Consider the following 17,784-nt stretch of genomic DNA (forward strand, 5'->3'; position numbering starts at 1 on the left):
TGATTTGCAGAATCAAGTAGTGCGTGTCCGTGCACGGACTGGTATGTGAGGCGGCGTCGGCCCGCGACCTGGGTCTTTCCGTTCCGCGGGCACTGGCTGGATGAAACCGTGAGCACACCTGACAGGCGTCCCTTTCCCCTCTTCGCGATTCTCGGTGTCGTCGCCGTGGTGGCCGCCGTAGCGATCGCCGTGAAGCTCCAGAGCGGCTCCTCCTCGGAGTCCGCGCCCGCACCGGTGGCCCAGGCCCCCGCGGTGCTGGAAGCACAAGGCCGGACCTTCAAGCACGGCCAGGGGACCACCGTCGTCCCGCTGAATCCCCAGCGTGTCGTGGTCTTCGACCTGGTCGCCCTGGACATCCTGCAGGCGCTGGAAGTGGGCGTGCTCGGCGTCGCGGGTGACCAGTTCCCCCACCATCTGGCGCCGTTCGCCGACGCGAAGTACCTGCGCATGGGGACGCTGTTCGAGCCCGACTACGAGGCCATCCACGCCGCGAAGCCGGACCTCATCATCACCGGGGGACGCTCCAGCGCGAAGTACGCGAGCCTGTCGAAAATCGCCCCCACCGTCGACCTGCCGATGGGCGGTGTGAATTACATCGACACGGTGGTGGCCAACACGGAGCTGCTGGCGAGCATCTTCGGCAAGGAAGAGAAGGCCCGTGCGCTGGTGGCCCAGCTGCGGGAGTCCATCGCGAAGCTGAAGGAGACGACGGCGGGCCGAGGCAAGGGGCTGGTGGTGCTCGTCACCGGGGGCCGCATCAGCGCCTATGGTCCGGGTTCGCGCTTCGGCGTCATCCACGGTGACTTCGGCGTGCCGGTGGCCGCCGAGGGGCTCAGCGCGTCGCTGCACGGTGAGGTCATCGGCTCGGAGTTCATCCGGGAGAAGAACCCCGACTGGCTCTTCGTGATTGACCGTGACGCGGGCATGGGCCAGCAGGGTGGGGCCCAGAAGGTGCTCGACAACGAGCTGGTCCAGCAGACCACGGCCTGGAAGTCGGGGCAGGTCGTCTACCTGGACCCCCTGACGACCTATCTCATTGGCGGTGGCATCCAGGCGGTGAATGCCCTGCGGAGCCAGATTGCGGACGCCTACTCCGCGCGGGCCCAGTAGGCTGCCCGGGTCGTGAAACGCTTCATCGCCGCCGCCGCCGTCATTGCCCTGCTGGCCCTGGTCAGCCTGTTCATTGGCGTCAGCAACGTGTCGTGGGACTCGCTCTTCTCGCCGAGCTCCGACGAGCGCGCCCTCCAGGTGTTGGTCATCAGCCGCATCCCCCGGCTCCTGGCCGTCATGCTGGTGGGGACGTCGCTGGGGGTGGCGGGGCTGTTGATGCAGATGCTCGCGCGCAATCGCTTCGTGGAGCCCGCGACGGCGGGGTCGGCGGAGTCCGCGAGCCTGGGAGTGCTGGCCGCCACGGCCCTGGCCCCTCAGCTTCCCGTACTCGGGAAGATGCTCGTCGCGGCTTGCTTCGCCCTGGCGGGGACGGCGCTCTTCCTGCTCATCCTGCGCCGCATCCCCATGCGCTCGGTGCTCATCGTGCCGCTGGTGGGCCTGGTGCTGGGCAGCGTCTTCGATTCGGTGACGACCTTCTTCGCCTACCGGTTCGATCTGCTCCAGTCGGTCAACGCGTGGAAGACGGGCGACTTCTCCACCGTCTTGCGCGGTCGCTACGAGCTGCTCTGGGTGACGCTGGTCCTCACGCTGTGCGCCTATGTGGCGGCGGACCGCTTCACTGTCGTGGGCATGGGGGAGTCCTTCACCACCAACCTGGGACTGCGCTACTCGCGCATCGTCGCGCTGGGGCTCGTCATCGTCTCCCTGGTCACCGCGATGGTGGTGGTCACCGTGGGAATGATTCCCTTCCTGGGGCTGCTGGTGCCGAACGTCGTCAGCCTGTTCATGGGAGACAACGCTCGAAAGTCCATTCCCTGGGTGGCGGTGGGGGGCGCGGGCTTCGTCCTGCTCTGCGACATCATCGGCCGCGTGGTGCGCTTCCCGTACGAGATTCCGGGGGCGACCATCGCCGGAGTCATTGGCAGCGGGCTCTTCCTCTTCCTCCTGCTGAGGAGGGACGCCCGTGTCGGCTGACGGCCTCGTGGTGGTGAGGCGGCCCGAGCGCACCCTGTTCATCCTCGGGTGCGTGGCGATGGCCTGCGCGGCCCTGTTCATGCTCATCGACGTGGGCGGGCAGTGGGACTTCGTCCTGCCGTTCCGGGGGCGGAAGCTGGCGACGGCGCTCCTGGTGGGCTACGCCATCGCGGTCTCCACGGTGCTCTTCCAGACGGTGACGGGCAACCGCGTGCTCACGCCCGCGATTCTTGGGTTCGACAACCTCTACGTGCTCATCCAGACGTGCCTGCTCTTCTTCCTGGGCTCTGGCACGGTGGCGAGCCTGGACCCCCGGCTCCTGTTCGGCGTGGAGGTCCTCATCATGGTGGCCTTCTCGGGGCTGCTGTACTGGGGGATGTTCGGCGGGGCCCGGCGCAGCCTGCACCTGGTGCTCCTGACGGGCGTGGTGCTGGGGGTGTTGTTCCGGAGCCTGTCGTCCTTCCTCCAGCGCCTCATCGACCCCAACGAGTTCATCTTCCTCCAGGACCGCTTCTTCGCGAGCTTCAACAACCCGGACCAGGAGCTGCTCGTCGTCTCGTTCCTCCTGACGTTGGGCGTGTCCATCCTGGGCTTCCGGATGCTGCGCACCTTCGATGTCCTGGTGCTGGGGAAGGAGACGGCCATCAACCTGGGTGTGGACTACCAGCGGACGGTGGCGCTCACCCTGGTGCTGGTGGCCATCCTCGTCTCGGTGTCGAGCGCGCTGGTGGGGCCGGTGACGTTCTTCGGCCTGCTGGTCTCCAATCTGGCGCACGCGCTGGTGCGCACGTACAAGCACGCGCTCATCCTGCCCGCCGCCGCACTGGTCGCCGCGGTGGCGCTGGTCGCCGGACAGGTCGTCCTGGAGCAGGTCTTCGCCTTCGACACCAACCCGCGCGTCATCATCGAGTTCGTGGGCGGGCTGGTGTTCATCACGATGCTCATGAGGAAGTCCCCGAGATGATCGAGGCGAAGAACGTCACGAAGCGCTACGGCCCTACGCTCGTCGTGGACGACGTCTCCCTGCGTTTTCCCGTCGGCGGCATCACCTCCATCATCGGCCCCAATGGCGCGGGCAAGTCGACGCTGCTGTCGATGATTTCCCGCGTGTTGCCCATGTCCTCCGGCAACGTGCTGGTGGATGGGCTGGACGTCGTCACCACGCCGGGAGACGAACTCGCCCGGCGGCTGGCCATCTTGCGTCAGGACAACCACCTCACCTCACGGCTGACGGTGCGCGAGCTGGTGACGTTCGGCCGCTATCCCCACTCGAAGGGGCGGCCCACGGTGAAGGACCAGGAGCACGTCGAGCGGGCGATTCAGCACATGGGCCTGGAGGCGCTCTCGGCGCGGTTCCTGGACGAGCTGTCGGGAGGCCAGCGTCAGCGCGCCTTCGTGGCCATGGTGCTCTGCCAGGACACGGACTACGTCCTCCTGGACGAGCCGCTCAACGGCCTGGATTTGAAGCACGCGGTGTCGATGATGAAGCAACTGCGGACGGCCGCCAACACGCTGGGCAAGAGCTTCGTGCTGGTGCTGCACGACCTCAACTTCGCGTCCTGCTACTCCGACCACCTCATCGCGATGCGGGACGGCAAGGTCGCGTTCCAGGGGCGCTCGGAAGACATCATGCGGCCGGACGTGCTGCGGGCTGTCTATGATTTGGAGATCGCCATTCAGCAAATCAATGGCGACTGGATTGCCACGCATTACCGCTGACGTCGCGCGGCTTATTGCCTCGCGGGCTCATGATGAAAGGATGATGGAGGCATGCGGTCGGCATGACTCCGCGCGAGCGTGGATGGGAGAGCCTCCGGTGACTCGAGAGGAGAGCGACCCGTGCATGAGTCCGATTTCGAGAGGGGTTTCAGGAACGCCCCTCGGTTGATGGCGCTGGTGTTGGCGGCGCTGTTCATTCCGGGGCCTCGCGCCCAGGCCTACCCCATTCCCCCGGAGACGCTCTGGGCACTGACCCAGGAAGCAGAGTGGGTGGTGTGGGCGGACGTCGAGGAGGTGCTGGCGTTGCCGGAGGATGAGCGCGAGCGCGCTCAGAAGGTGGACTGGGAGTCGGGCGCAGTCGCGCGCTTGCGTGTCCGTGAGGCGTGGAAGGGGGATGCCCGTCAGGGCGATCAGGTCGAGGTGCACTGGATAGAGACGATTTGTCCGGCGCCCCCTCGATATGAGGAAGGGCTCGCGGTGGTGGCCTTCCTGGTTCGCAGGGCAGGGAAGTGGCGCACCGTGGCGATGTCGTATGGGACGCGCTACCCGGCGAGCAATGACGACGCGGAGGCCTATCGGGGCGCGGTGACGCTCGCGAGGGATGCTCAGGAGAAGTGGACGCAGGAGCGAATCGTGGGAAGGACCGGGAACCTGGATGCGGCGCGCCTTGATTGGCAGGTGCTCGTGTCCGCTCATCCCGCGACGCGCTGGGATGGATTGTACGGGCTGGTGCCTGACGGAGACTCGGCCCACGCGTTCTACGACGGGCGCGTCAGGACTCCCGTGGCGTTGACCGGCGCGCAGCGCGAGTTGCTGGCGCGCGGGTTCGTCGAGCGCCCTCCGCTGGACCGAGCGCTTCCCATGATGCTCATGGCCCTGCGAGGCCATGAGGACGCCAAGGTGGACTTGATGGCCGCACGCGCCATCGAGACGATGCTCTCACTGGACGGGCCACCGGACTGGGTGCCCCAAGCCTTCGAGCTGCTGCGTGAGCGCCGGGGTGAGAAGCTCTCGCGGCGAAGAGCGCTGACCCGGAAAGAACTCCTGGAGCGGACGTTTCGTGATGGGCGCTCGGGCTCCAGCTCCGGGGAGTGGGAGGGCTTCGACCGGGAGTGGACGCGCTTCAAGCAGCGCCATCAGTTGACCCCGGCACTGCTGCCTCTGCCGGTGGAGCCTCCCGTCCCTGGCACAGGGGGAGACTCACCGCTCTGAGGCGTCGTCAGTTGCGTCCCCACTGCCGGGGGCGGGTGAAGCGCAGGAAGCCACCGGCCTCTTCCTGTCCAATCGTCTCCGCCTCACCGCCGAAGTAGCGCGCGCGAAGCTCCACCAGCTTCGCCTCCAGCGCCTCTCCGGACAGCTCCTTCGCGAGCGCCTCCCGCTCCGCCATGTACTTCGCGCCCGCGTCCCAGCGGGCGTCCCGGCTCTGGTCCAGCGTGTCCCAGCGCTGGAGGGCCTCGTCGTCCAGGCCCATCTCCTTGCGGACCGAGCGCAGGCTCCTGGCGCGCTCGTCAGCAGGCATGGCGCCCAGGTCCGTCTGCACGGAGGGCAGGTCCAGGAAGCGGTTCATCAGCTCCTGCTGGTGGCGCTCCACGTAGGCCGCGGCCTGCTCACCGTGCACCTCCTGGAGGCGCTCCTTGTAGGTGGACAGCTTCTTCTCCAGGCTCACGCCTTCCTGCGCGCCGAGCGTCCGCAGCGTGTCCGCGATGGCCTGGTTCTTCCGCTCCGACGCCCAGATGCGCTCGGCGTTCTCCTTGCCGAAGAGGCGGTGGCGCGCGTCCCACGTCGCCGCGCGGCGCTCCGTGTCGCCCAGCCCTCTCAAGTACGACTCGCTGTCCCGGACCCACTTCTCGTAGTCCACGCGGTTGCGCAGCATCGCCGCCAGCGTGTCGTAGTGCTCCGGGAAGTTCGCCTTGAGGAAGGCCAAGAGCTTCTGCTCCCAGCGGTCCGGGAAGCGCTCCTGGAAGAAGCGCATCAGCTCCTCCACCATCCGTATCTGGAGATATGGCTCGTGGAGCTTCGCCCCGTACTTCTCTCGCAGCGACGTCGCGAGCGCCTCCAGCTCCGCGTCCACGGCACCGGGCACTGGGGCAGGGGAGGGCATCACGGGTGGCGCGGTGACGGCCGAGGGACGGGCCGTGACAGGGGCCTGCCGCGTGGCCGCGCCGGAAGTGGACGGCGAGGCGGGCGTCGTGGTGGGGACAACCGCCCCGGTGGGCCGGACCAGGCCCCAGCCCAGCACGCCACACGCCACGGCCACCGCGCTCACCATCAAGACCTTCGTGCGCTGTCGCATGAATCCACTCCCTGGGGCACGGTGAAGAACGCCGGGAAGCCAGGTGACGGGCCTCCCGGCGATGGACGACTCAGCGTGGGGTCAGTCGACCTTCGCGATGTAGTCGATGATGGCCGCGTAGAACTCCATCTCGCTGAACGTGTCGGGCCCCAGGCCGATGACGTCCAGGTGGTCCTGGTTGATGACGCTGGACATGGAGGTCGACTGCAGCGCGCTGGGCGCGTTGATGTTGGACACGTAGCCCAGCGCGGAGTCCTGGGCGATGAGGTCCGAGCCCAGGCGCTCCGTGTAGCGCAGCCGGTAGCCCATCTGCTGCGAGTTGACGCCCACCAGGCCGTCGTCATCCTGCTCGGACCGGTTGCCGTCGCCCTTGCCGCCGGCGCCGTCGTTGTCGCAGTCGTCGGCGCAAGCGCCGTCGCCGTCGATGTCGAACAGGAACTCACGCACCACGAATAGCGCGGGGTTCACGCTCAGCCCCTGCTGCGCGGTGATGAGCGACGCGTAGTGGGACGCGTAGGACGCGTTGATGGGGTTGGCGATGTTGAAGGCCTTCGCGCCCGTCGTCTTCCCGTCGTTCGCGTCCGCGTCGTTGTAGATGAGCGCCTTCACCGCCGCGTAGCCGTCATTGCCCGGGGCATAGACGACGTCGCCGTAGAAGCGGAACAGCGCGTCCAGCACGCTGGTGATGCCCGGCCCCAGGTCCAGGATGTACTTGGCGACCGGCGAGCCACGGTGCGGCGAGGACACGCTCACCAGCGCCTTCACCACCGTGTAGCCCTTGCGCTCGCGCAGCACGCGCGCGGCCTTGCGCACGTCAATGCCACCCTGCGAGTGGCCCACCAGATTCACGTAGGACGAGCCCGCGGTGGCCATGAAGCCCTCCACGTCATTGGCCAGGTCCAGGCCGCGCACGTCGGAGCTCTGCACCGGCTGCACCGCCGCCGCGAAGGCGCGCTGCCCGCTGTTCAGGCCGCTGTTGCACGACACCTCGAACAGCTCGTTGCACGGGTCACCCACGAAGGTGCCGTAGTCGTCACCCCAGTAGTCGTACCCGAGGATGTCGTCGAAGCCTCCCAAGCCATGCGCGAACACGACGGGGTAGGTGGTCTTCTCCGCGGCGGTGGCCGGACTGACGACGCCCAGGACACCGAGCGTCAGGACTGCAAGGAACAGCGGCTGTTGTTTCATGGGGGACTCCTGGCTTTGGGAGGAACGCCTGCTGCAACCGATGCACGTCGGAACAGAACCCCGGGAGCCGGCCTCACTCAGAGGCACCCTGCGACTCAGCCCAACCCCACGACCGAGCGAATCCCGAAGAACCGGGAGATCAGTGCCTCAGGATTGATTCCAGAGTCAACACGTCGCGCTGCGTTGGCTTCACGCGGCGAGCCGTCTGTTTGCTGGCGCACTGCGTTGTCTGTGATTGCGCGGTGCGCTGTCTTAATGCGTCAATTGTTGCGCGTCGCGTCGCGACTCACTTCACACGGGCGGGTCGCCCCCCGTCGCCGGAGCGGTCAACGGGGGGCGCGGCGCGGCCTTACGGCTCCACGGGCGTCTGCTGGATGCGCCAGATTTCTTCCGCGTACTGCTTGATGGTGCGGTCCGAGGAGAAGATGCCGGCGCGCGCCACGTTGATGATGCACTTGCGCGTCCAGCCCTCGGCGTCCTGGTAGGCGCGGACGACTTCATCCTGCTTCGCCGCGTAGGCCGCGAAGTCCGCCAGCACCAGGTAGCGGTCCTCTTCCAGCAGGCTGTCCACCAGCGGCTTGTAGAGGGCGCGGTCCTCCGGGGAGAAGAAGCCGGTGGAGATGAGGTCCAGCGCCTCGCGCAGCTCCAGGTTCTTCTCGTACTCGTCGCGCGGCCGGTAGCCGGCGCGCTTGCGGGCAATCACTTCATCGGCGGTGAGGCCGAAGAGGAAGAAGTTCTCGTCGCCCACCGCCTCGCGAATCTCCACGTTGGCGCCGTCCAGCGTGCCCAGCGTCAATGCGCCGTTGAGCATCAGCTTCATGTTGCCCGTGCCGGAGGCCTCCATGCCCGCCGTCGAAATCTGCTCGGACACGTCCGCCGCGGGGATGATGCGCTCGGCCAGGCTCACCCGGTAGTTGGGGGCGAAGACCACTTGCAGCCCCGTCGTGCCCGCGTCGCTGTTGACCACCTCGGCGATGCCGTTGATGAGCCGGATGGTCAGCTTCGCCAGGTGGTAGCCCGGCGCCGCCTTGGCGCCGAAGAGGAACGCGCGCGGGTGGATGATGGTGCTCGGGTCTCTGCGCGCCCGCATCCACAGCGCGACGATGTGCACCGCGTCCAGGAGCTGCCGCTTGTACTCGTGCAGTCGCTTTATCTGCACGTCGAAGATGGCGTCGGGGTTGAGCCGCACCGAGCGGAGGTCCCGGATGTGCTGGGACAGGTCTTCCTTGTTGGCGCGCTTCACCTCGCGGAACGCCTTGCGGAAGGCCGGGTCCTCCGCGTGCGGCTCCAATTCGCGCAGCTTGTCCAGGTTCGTCGCCCAGCCCTCGCCGATGCGGGAGGTAATCAGCTTGGACAGGCGCGGGTTGCACCACGCCAGCCACCGGCGCGGCGTCACGCCGTTCGTCTTGTTGTTGAAGCGCTCCGGGTACATGGCCGCGAAGTCCGGCAGCACGTCCCGGCGCAGCAGGTCCGTGTGCAGCGCGGCCACGCCGTTGATGCTGTGGCTGCCCACCACCGCCAGGTGGGCCATGCGAATCTTCTTCTCCGGGCCCTCCTCCACCAGGCTCATCCGCCGCTGCTTCTCCTGGTCATAGGGGTAGCGAATCTGCACCTGGCGCAGGAAGCGCTGGTTGATTTCGTAGATGAGCTCCAGGTGACGGGGCAAGAGCCGCTCGAACAGCGTCGCCGGCCACTTCTCCATCGCCTCCGCCAGGAGCGTGTGGTTCGTGTAGCCGAACACCGCCTGCGTAATCGACCAGGCCTCGTCCCAGGGCAGCCGCTTCTCGTCCACCAGCACGCGCATCAGCTCCGCCACGCCGATGGCCGGGTGCGTGTCGTTGAGCTGGATGGCCGCCTTCTTGGGGAAGTCCCTGAAGTCCGTGTGGTTCTTCAGGAAGCGCCGGACGATGTCGGCGATGGAGCACGCGACGAAGAAGTACTGCTGCTTGAGGCGCAGCTCCTTGCCCGCCTGGAACGCGTCGTTCGGATAGAGGACCTTGGAGATGACCTCCGAGTCGTTCTTCTCGACGACGGAGCGCTCGTAGTCGCCCGCGTTGAAGAGCAGCAGGTCGAACTCCTCGGACGCGCGCGCCTGCCACAGCCGCAGGGTGTTGACGGTGTCGTTGTGGTAGCCGGCGATGGGTGTGTCGTAGGGGACGCCCACCACCGTCTTGCCACCCACCCAGCGCGCCACGGGCTTGCCGTCCGGACCCTGGTGGTGCTCCACCCGCCCGAAGAAGCGCACCGGCACCGCCTTCTCCGGCCGGACGATTTCCCACGGGTTGCCGAACTTGAGCCACTCGTCGGCGCGCTCCACCTGGTAGCCGTTGACGATGTCCTGCGTGAAGATGCCGAACTCGTAGCGGATGCCGTACCCCATGCCGGGGTAGCCGAGCGTCGCCAGCGAGTCCAGGAAGCACGCCGCCAGGCGCCCCAGGCCGCCGTTGCCCAGGCCCGCGTCCGGCTCCATCTCCAGGAGGTTGGTGAGGTCCACCCCCACCTCGCGCATGGCCTCGGACGCGGCGTCGTGCATGCCCAGGCTCAACAGGTTGTTTCCCAGCGCCCGACCCAGCAGGTACTCCGCGGACAGGTAGTAGGCGCGTTTGACGTCCTTCTCGTAGTAGGTGCGCGCGGTGCGGACCCAGCGGTCCGCCAGCCTGTCTCGCACCGCGAGGGACAGCGCCATGAAGCGGTCGTGCGCGGTGGACGTCTCGTAGTTCTTCCCACGCGAGTAGCGCACGTGGTCCAGGAACGAGCGGCGCATGGACGTCGCGTCGCTCCCGGTGCGGCCGCTGTCGTCATTCGAGTTCGACGCCGCGGGACGGGACTGCGGGGAAGCGGAGGCGGGAGAGGCCATGTCGCGAGAGGTCTCCATCCGGGTGTGACTTCGGGTGGGAAGGCTGATGCGGGGTGTCAGGGTAGCGCAGCCCTGGCGGACGTCGCATGGGAAAGCGCGGAGCCAGGAAGGGGAGGGATGCTCCCTGGGAAGGACCTGGGACGTCCAGGAGCGAAGCGCGATGCGCGCCCATCCGCCTGCTTTCCCACAGCGCTCGCGTGGAACGGGCGCCCCTGGCAGGCCGGTTTGATGTAGAAATCAACGGTCATGGCCTTCCCGAAGAATGACTTGGACCAGCGGCTCGCGCTGGTGCGGCCCGAAGACACGGTCCGCGGCCTCATCTTCAACGCGGTGCTGACGCTCGCGGAGAAGCAGCTGGGGCCGGACACGGCCGCCCGGCTGCGCGAGCCGCTCTTCAAGCGCTCACCGGTGGACTTCTTCTCCTACTCCGCGGTGGACGCCATCCGGTTGCTGTACGCCACGTCGGACGCGCTCGCGAAGGCGGGGCGCTTCACCTCCCAGGAGGACGCGGTGCGCGCGTGTGGCGCGGCCGCCGTGACGGGCTTCTTCTCCTCCACCGTGGGCCAGACGCTGACGCGGCTGATTGGCAAGGGCGACCCCAAGCGCCTCCTGTCCAACGCGCCCACCGCCTACTCCACGCTGGTGAGCTACGGGCGCCGGGAGTACTCCGTGCTGAGCGAGCGCCACGTGCGCCTGTCCTTCCACGGCGACATGCAGCCGGTGCAGTTCCACGAAGGGGTGCTCCAGGAGGCCCTGAAGGCCATCCAGTGCAAGGGCACCGTCGTGGGCACGCCGCACGGCTACTTCGCGGCGGACTACGACATCGTCTGGGAGTAGTCCGCTGTCGGCCCCGGTGCCGCCTCAGGGCGCCGCGGGGGCCTGTCCGGCGACGGCGGCCACGGAGACGGCCTCCATCTGTCCCGCGAGTTCCTGCGCCTTGGCGAGGAAGTCCGGCAGGAGCGTCTTGGGCAGCGGGTCCGCGCGGGGGAACTGCTGGTTGAGCGGGTTGGTGTAGCCGCCGCCGCGCTTCATGCCGAAGTGCAGGTGCGGTCCGGTGGAGCGGCCGGTGTTGCCCGAATAGGCGATGACCTGCTTCTGGCTGACGCGCGCGCCCACGCGCACGCCCTCACCCACCTTCGACAGGTGCATGTACTGCGTCTCGAAGCCGTTGGCGTGGCGCAGGACGACCATGTTGCCGGCCGCGCCGGCCCAGCCCGCCTGAGTCACCGTGCCGTCCGCCACGGCCCACACGGGCGTGCCGATGGGCGTGCCGTAGTCCACGCCGTTGTGGTTCTTCAGGTACTGGAGCACCGGGTGGAAGCGCGAGCCGAACTTGCTGGTGACGTGCGCGTACTTCAGCGGGCTCTTGAGGAAGGTCTTCTTCGCGCTGGCGCCGTCCTCCTGGAAGTAGTTGGGCTGCCCGTCCGGCAGGACGTAGCGGTAGACCTTCTTGGGGCCGACGAGGCCGCCGACGTACTGGGCGGCGAGCACCTCGCCGTAGCGCAGCACGCGGCCCTTGGAGACGAACTTCTCCACCAGCGCCCGCGCGGTGTCGCCCTTGCGCACGTCCCGGTAGAAGTCGATGTCCCAGGCGAACACGTCCGCCAGCACCATGCCGATGGCCGGGTCCTCGCCCGCGTCCACCGCCGCCTCGTAGAGCGACGTCTGGATTTCGAGCGAGACGACGGACACCTGCTTCTCGACTTCGATGGAGCGCTTGCTGCCCACGTACTTCTCGCCGTCGCGGCGCACCTGCCACTCGTCGACGAGGCTCTGGCGGTAGTCGAAGAAGTCCAGCTCGCCATCGCGCAGGACGATGCGGAACTGGTCTCCCACGCGGGACTTGCGGAAGTCGAACACGCCTTCCAGCGCGGAGATGACCGCGGTCACCTGGGCGTCGGGTAACTGGGCCTCATGCAGCGCGCCCGCCAACGTCTGGCGCGGTTCAATCCGGCGATTCTTGATGTCGTACCGGACGGCGGCCTCGGAAGCGGAGGACACGGTCAGCAGGGCGGCCAGGGCGAAGAGGGGGGCAAGTCGCATGGGGCGGGGAGCGAGTGTAGTGGACACTCGCGCCCCTGCCCAACTGGCGGCTCGGGTTTTTCCCGAGCCTGCCTGCCTGGCTGCTTCGCCGTGTCAGCTCCGGCGCCGGCGCCGGGCCATGAGCAGCAGCACGCCGAGCATTCCGAGCGGCCCCGCGAGCCCCGCGCCGCCCCCGAAGCTGGTGCAGCCCGTGTGTTCACCGGGGCGCTTGGGAGGCTCGGGCACGGAGCCGGCGTCGGTCCCCGCGTCGGAGCCGGCGTCAGTCCCCGCGTCGGAGCCGGCGTCGGTCCCCGCGTCGGAGCCCGCATCAGCGCCGGCGTCCGGTTCAGGGTCGGGGCCGGCGTCCTGGCCCGCGTCCACGACGACGGGGCGTGGCCGGACGGTGACTTTCACCGGGGCGGAGGCGGAGAGCTCCGCGTCACTCACGGTCAGCTCGAACGTCAGGTCCGTGTCCACCTGGACGGTGGGCGCGGTGAAGCCCGGCCGCTCCGGGTCACTCACATCCAGCGTCACGGTGGGGCCCGTAAGCTGCTTCCACGTGAATGCCAGCGTGTCTCCATTCGGGTCGGTGCTCCCCTCGCCATCGAGCGTCACCGGGTCGCCACTGAAGACGGTCTGGTCCACTCCGACGACGACCCGGGGATGGCAGGTGCCGACGTCCGCGGCGAGCTTCAGGAAGGGCGGCGCGGTGGCGCCCTGGACGGTGATGTTGTCGATTTCCCAGCCGTGGGCCTCGAGCGCCAGGGCCGAGCCCAGGCGGAAGCGCAGCTTCACCGTGCTGCCCTGGAGCCGGGTCCCGAAGTCCAGGGTGACGGTGTTGGTGTTGGGCCAGGCCGCGTTCTCCTTCACGTAGGCGAGTCTGCCCCCCAGGTTGTTGCCAGTCTCCGTGTCGAGGGGGCCGCCATAGTCCAGGCCCGCGGTGACGAGGGTGCTGACGTCCTGCCAGGTCTGACCATTGTTCCGGGTGAACTCGATGACGCCCCCGTTCCAGTAGTCCGTCACGCCGGTGTGCTCGCTGGTGAAGTAGGCGAAGGAGTGGCGATGCTCGAACGACAGGCTGAACCGCCCGCCAGCGGGGATGACCATCTCCGGGGTCTGCAACGCCGTGTCCGCGAAGTCGAAGGCATCCTGCGCGAACCAGATGCGGTCCCCCGGAGCGCGCGGCGACTCCTGGATGCGCCAGGTCTGGCTTGCTTCACCTTCGAGCACGTCGGGCACCCAGGTGCTCCGGTGGCCCTCGACCCTGTCCGTCACGGACGGGACCAGGTCATAGTCGAGCTGCGCGGTGTGCTGCTGGGTGGAGGACGTCTGGCAGGAGGTGGCGCTGTCGAGGGTGACGTCGTAGCGCGCGATGCTCGCCGAACCCACCGAGAGGGCCAGCTCGACTGGAATCGAAACCGTCCGGGCCGAGAACGGCGCCACGACGCCCACGGTGACGAAGTTCCCCTGGGGGAACAGCAGGGTCGTCGGGCCGTTGGAGACCGTCACTCTCGCGGAGGAGGCGTCGGCGGGGCCGTGGTTCCTGACGGTGACTTCGATTCTGCCCGTCTCCGCGCCATCCAGCACCCCGTCGTGGTTGTCACAGGAGCGCGCGCCTTCTTTCAGCGTGACGCCCTCCAGCCTCAGGTCGGATTGAAGGTGCTGGGCCTCGACGAGCCCGCTGAAGCCCACGGAGTCGCGTGGCGGCGACACGGCGCAGGAGCCGGCGCCGCGGTCCGCGAAGGCCTGGGCCAGCAGCTCCATGTCCTGGAGGTCTTTCGCCGCGGCGGCCATGAGCAGCGCGTCCCGCTGCTCCGTGAAGGTGGCGTCCACCGGCGCCAGCATCATCCCGGTGACCACATAGTCGGCCATGCGTCGCCTGGCCTCGGCGAAGGAGGGGATGCGCGGCGAGTTCCCCCGGCTCTGCGCGACCAGGGCCAGGTAGCCATCGAAGAGCATGCTGGCCCAGACCTCGCCGGCGTTGTGCATCTGGGCGTTCCCAAACGCGTTGGAGCGCACCGGGTGGGTCGCGGGCAGGGCGGTGCCCTGGGTGATGTGCCGGAACCTGAGCGCGTTCTTCGTCGCCAGCCGCGAGTAGGGAATCCGACGGACACCGAAGTAGGAACTCTCCCCCCGGAGCTGGGCCGCGAAGCCGCCCACCGCGAACGTCCCATCCAGGTTGTCATTCTCGCGCAGCATCAGGTGGAGGGCCGTGAAGTCACTCCAGCCTTCACTCATGGCGTCGCACTGCGGCGTCGAGCATTCGGCCAGGCGATGGAAGAGCACGTGCCCCCACTCGTGGGCCACGATGGTGTTGTCCAGGGTGCCATCCCTGTCGGCGCTGGCCGCGCGCCTCATGGTCCCCTGCGAGGGGCCCTGCGCGAGCAGCGCCTTGAGCGCCTGTCCATCCTCGTAGGAGAGGGACAGCACCGGAAGTGAGGGATTGGGCGCAGGGTCTCCCTCGAACAGGGTGGGCGCCGGGGCACCGGGGACGTGATTGATGACGATGAGGCCCGCCGCCAGGGCGGCCTCCGCGTGGATGGCCTTGCGCTCGTCCGTGCAGCCACCCCGGTTGACCACGATGATGGCGTCCTCCGCGTTGGCATTCACCAGCGGCTGGCACCCGTCTTCTCCAGGCGCCTGCCCGTCGTCCGCGAGGACCAGGGGCTTCTGCAGGTTGAAGTCCCGGGCGCCAAACGCGGCCTTGCCGGTGGTGTATGAGAAACCCGTGCCCGAGAACGCGCGGACCTCCGGTGTCTCCCAGAGGTAGAACTCCAGCCGGGGAGACACCCCGTCCGAGGGGACGAAGGCGAAGGCATTGTTGCGCGCCCGCGCATCCGGCCCCTGGTTCTGGGCCTCGGCCAGCAACCTGTCGTTGGCCTCTCCGCCTCGATTCAGGTTGTCGGTCTGCGCGTTGCCCGCCTGTTCATCGAAGCCAGAGAGGTAGAAATAGTCGTGCAACCAGTTGGTGGTGTAGAACAACTGGACCACCGACGCGGATGTCTGTGTTTGAGAGGCCAGGGGGGCGGCGCTGGTGTCGTATTCATGCGGGAAGTCTCGCGTGCCTGGCGTGACGAACGCTTGCGTGTCCTTCCCGGCGGGACCCTCGGAGAAGCCGTCCGGGCTGTAGTGGTCGGCGTAGGCCCACACGTTATTGCCAGCGGTCCGGGTCGCCCCGGCGGGCAGCCACGGGTCCACCTGGAGCGTGCCGGGGTGGACCAATCCCTCCGCGGACACCTGTATCGGCTGGGTGAATCCCGGCTCCCGTCCGTCGGGTTCGCCTTTCGGGTGAGGGGTGTAGTCGTCCTGGGGGCTGTCCAGCGGGACGCCATGCGCATCCGCCCAGACGCGGTACGTGAACGCGTCCGCCATGACGCGGTCGCGGCGATGGAGCACGCGCCCATCCTCCACGTGGAGCAGGTAGCCATGTCCTCGCGGGTGTTCATCCCCCGCGCGCTCGGCGAGGAGCTCCACCGAGTAGGCTGGGAGCAACTGACCCCTCACGGGGACGTACACCTGCCTGACCCGGGCCGGAGTCACCAGGGAGACACCGGAGCGCTTGTCCACGCTGTCGGGCACGAAGTCGAAGAAAGAGCCCCCCGCCTGGGCGTGACGCACCTCGTGGACTTCACTCGCCAGGGATTGGCCATACATGTCCCCGAGCGCGCTCAGCACCGCCTCGCCAGGGGACTGGCGGGGACTGGCGGTCGTCAGGGGGGAGCCGGCGAGCTGCTGGGCGCGCTCCACCCCACGACTCAGGTGGCCCGTGAGGCCCACGAGCGCCATGTCCCGGGTCAGGAGCACCTTCAACTCATTGCGCACCACCTCCAGGCCCGCGACGCGCTGCCTGAAGAAGACGATGATTCCGCCCCGGCCAATGTCATGCACGCGATGGACATACGCCGCGCGCAGGTCGGCCGGGGACAATCCATACAGCGGCGCCTGCTGCTCCAGATAGGCACGCGCGGCCGCCTCGGGGGTGTCATGGCTGGGATTCGGGCGCGACGTGGCGCGCTCGGCCCACACCAGGGTCGGAGTGTTCCGGTCCACGTCGCGAGAGACGACCGCGACGGAGGGGAGCGCCGCGGCGCTCCCGACCTGTCTGCTCGGGTCGGGAGCGCTTCCCGTGGGGAGTTCCACCGCACACCCTGTGCCTATCGCCAGGGCCCACACCACGGTGGGAACACTGCTCACAAGACTCTTGGCCACTTGACCCCCCACGGATTCACTGCTTTCCCTTGACGGGAGCGCCGGCCCTTACTGGCAGATGGTAGTATCCCGCAGCCGGCTGATATGGCCAACAGCATTGCCTATCAGTGAGCGTGCGTAGATTCCTCCCACCCAACTGCCGTTCGCGAAGCTGAAATGGGCATTGGGTGCAAGGACTGTGCCGTAGAAGCCATAGTCAAAGGCGGTGATGGCGGTTGCTTCGGGGAAGTTGAAGAGGACGCCGTGCTCGTCAATGCCACCCGTGAAGACGTGTCCGAAGTTGGCGAAGCGCGCCGTGGTTCCGCGGACGTTGATGACAGCCAGGGAATTGGCGGGGGCTTCGAGGGAGAGCAGCGTGGCGTTGGTGAACACGCTGGCCTCCACGTTGAAGACATTCACCTCGGGGTTGACACCGCGCAGCAGGACGCCCCCCCAGCTCTCGATGATGACGGTGCCCGCGGAAGGCAGGTTGGACAGGCGGGTGGAGAGCGCGCGCAGCGCGGTGAAGCGCGCGGCGAAGTCGATGGGATTGCCTCGCGCCGCGGTGCCGCGGTTCACCACGACCGAGCCCTGGGGAAGGAGCTGTCCGCCATATCTGGCATTGCCCCAGACCGTGCCGTTGTTGAGGATGAGATTGCCACCCGCGACCAGGACGTTGGTGGTCTCCGTCGCGGGGAGCTTCCAGCCGACCTGGAAGTCCTTGAGGGAGATGTTGCCGCCGGCGGCCACCTGTCCTCCGACGTCGATGCCCTCGCGATAGTCCTCCTGGACGAAGAGGTTGTAGTCCCCCAGGTGGACATCGAGACACTGGCGGGTGCTGCCCTCGCTGACCTTCACGGTGATGCTGGTGTGGAGGCCCCCATTCCGGATGACGATGGTGGCGAGCCCCACGCCTTGAGACGTCACGGTTCCACCCAGGGTCACCGTGGCGACGTCCGCGTTGGACGCGGAGTACACCGTGCCCAGCGCGGGCGAGGAGATGTCGCGCTTCACGCCGTCGTCATAGTGGCCCACCACGACCAGGTGCCGTGTCGAGCCCACGCCGCGAAGCGTGGAGTCGCCGTTGATGACGGACATGGACGTCAGCCTCGCCGTGGTGGTCACGGGAAGCACGAGCGGAGGGGACTCCGCGGAGGTGCCGGTCGCATCGAAGCCATAGGCGGTGAGCGTCACCGTGCCAATGGCATCCCTCGGAATCCGGAGCTGGGTCGTGAAGGGCGCGGTCTTCATGAACGCCCCGTGGCCCACGCCTCCGACGAGCGCGCTCACGGGTAGGAAGCCTCCGGTGCCTTGCAGGCTCACCGTTATCAGGCTCCCCGGCGTCACAGGCGTGCCCGCGGCCGGCGAGACGATTTGCATGGCGCCCGCCAGCAAGGGGAGCGGCTCGGGGGGTGGGGGGCTGTCCTCGAGG

General features: G+C 67.9%; 13 protein-coding genes. 7 read left to right on the plus strand and 6 right to left on the minus strand.

All coding sequences use genetic code 11. From position 1 onward, the window contains the following. The first annotated feature begins 108 nt into the window (after positions 1 to 108). From HR086_RS00835 to HR086_RS00855, 5 genes are all read left to right on the plus strand, one after another. Positions 109 to 1,110, plus strand: a complete 1,002-nt coding sequence (locus HR086_RS00835) for a siderophore ABC transporter substrate-binding protein (protein WP_174464564.1) — start codon at positions 109 to 111, stop codon at positions 1,108 to 1,110. Between the two features lie 12 nt (positions 1,111 to 1,122). After that, complete coding sequence (locus tag HR086_RS00840; protein ID WP_174461590.1) at positions 1,123 to 2,085, plus strand: iron chelate uptake ABC transporter family permease subunit; 963 nt, start codon at positions 1,123 to 1,125, stop codon at positions 2,083 to 2,085. Next, the gene (locus tag HR086_RS00845; protein ID WP_371823492.1) at positions 2,075 to 3,049 is read left to right on the plus strand and encodes an iron chelate uptake ABC transporter family permease subunit; all 975 of its coding nucleotides are present in this window, start codon (positions 2,075 to 2,077) and stop codon (positions 3,047 to 3,049) included. Before HR086_RS00840 ends, HR086_RS00845 begins: the two co-directional genes overlap by 11 nt. After that, complete coding sequence (locus tag HR086_RS00850) at positions 3,046 to 3,804, plus strand: ABC transporter ATP-binding protein (RefSeq protein ID WP_141645396.1); 759 nt, start codon at positions 3,046 to 3,048, stop codon at positions 3,802 to 3,804. The genes HR086_RS00845 and HR086_RS00850 overlap by 4 nt, the downstream gene beginning before the upstream one ends. Positions 3,805 to 3,924: 120 nt before the next feature. Further along, entirely contained in the window at positions 3,925 to 5,016 is a 1,092-nt protein-coding gene (locus tag HR086_RS00855; protein WP_174464565.1) for a hypothetical protein, read from the plus strand. A gap of 7 nt (positions 5,017 to 5,023) precedes the next feature. Here HR086_RS00855 and HR086_RS00860 read toward each other — a convergent pair whose 3' ends face one another. The 3 genes from HR086_RS00860 to HR086_RS00870 form a co-directional block, all read right to left on the minus strand. Then, complete coding sequence (locus HR086_RS00860) at positions 5,024 to 6,097, minus strand: hypothetical protein (RefSeq protein ID WP_174452981.1); 1,074 nt, start codon at positions 6,095 to 6,097, stop codon at positions 5,024 to 5,026. A gap of 81 nt (positions 6,098 to 6,178) precedes the next feature. Continuing rightward, complete coding sequence (locus tag HR086_RS00865; protein WP_174452982.1) at positions 6,179 to 7,285, minus strand: triacylglycerol lipase; 1,107 nt, start codon at positions 7,283 to 7,285, stop codon at positions 6,179 to 6,181. A gap of 349 nt (positions 7,286 to 7,634) precedes the next feature. Further along, positions 7,635 to 10,049: a glycogen/starch/alpha-glucan phosphorylase gene (locus tag HR086_RS00870; protein ID WP_254614276.1), complete on the minus strand. Its 2,415-nt coding sequence runs from the start codon at positions 10,047 to 10,049 to the stop codon at positions 7,635 to 7,637. Here HR086_RS00870 and HR086_RS49120 point away from each other — a divergent pair. Together HR086_RS49120 and HR086_RS00875 are read left to right on the plus strand one after the other, a co-directional pair. Continuing rightward, a complete protein-coding gene (locus HR086_RS49120; protein ID WP_256433081.1) occupies positions 10,048 to 10,170 on the plus strand; it encodes a hypothetical protein in 123 nt (40 codons plus the stop codon). The two genes, HR086_RS00870 and HR086_RS49120, sit on opposite strands and share 2 nt — an antisense overlap. 218 nt (positions 10,171 to 10,388) lie before the next feature. Next, a complete protein-coding gene (locus tag HR086_RS00875) occupies positions 10,389 to 10,979 on the plus strand; it encodes a DUF2378 family protein (RefSeq protein ID WP_174452983.1) in 591 nt (196 codons plus the stop codon). A gap of 24 nt (positions 10,980 to 11,003) precedes the next feature. Here HR086_RS00875 and HR086_RS00880 read toward each other — a convergent pair whose 3' ends face one another. The 3 genes from HR086_RS00880 to HR086_RS00890 form a co-directional block, all read right to left on the minus strand. Beyond that, positions 11,004 to 12,185, minus strand: a complete 1,182-nt coding sequence (locus HR086_RS00880; protein ID WP_141645402.1) for a M23 family metallopeptidase — start codon at positions 12,183 to 12,185, stop codon at positions 11,004 to 11,006. Positions 12,186 to 12,278: 93 nt separating this feature from the next. After that, positions 12,279 to 16,373 carry a M36 family metallopeptidase gene (locus HR086_RS00885; protein WP_174464566.1) on the minus strand — a complete coding sequence of 1,365 codons (4,095 nt, stop codon included), beginning with the start codon at positions 16,371 to 16,373 and terminating at the stop codon, positions 12,279 to 12,281. Between the two features lie 48 nt (positions 16,374 to 16,421). Further along, positions 16,422 to 17,784, minus strand: a 1,363-nt coding sequence (locus HR086_RS00890) for a choice-of-anchor A family protein (RefSeq protein ID WP_254626120.1), incomplete at its 5' end; no start/stop codon positions are given.

This window comes from Myxococcus sp. CA039A, from assembly GCF_013336645.1.
GTDB classification, from domain to species: Bacteria; Myxococcota; Myxococcia; order Myxococcales; family Myxococcaceae; genus Myxococcus; species Myxococcus llanfairpwllgwyngyllgogerychwyrndrobwllllantysiliogogogochensis.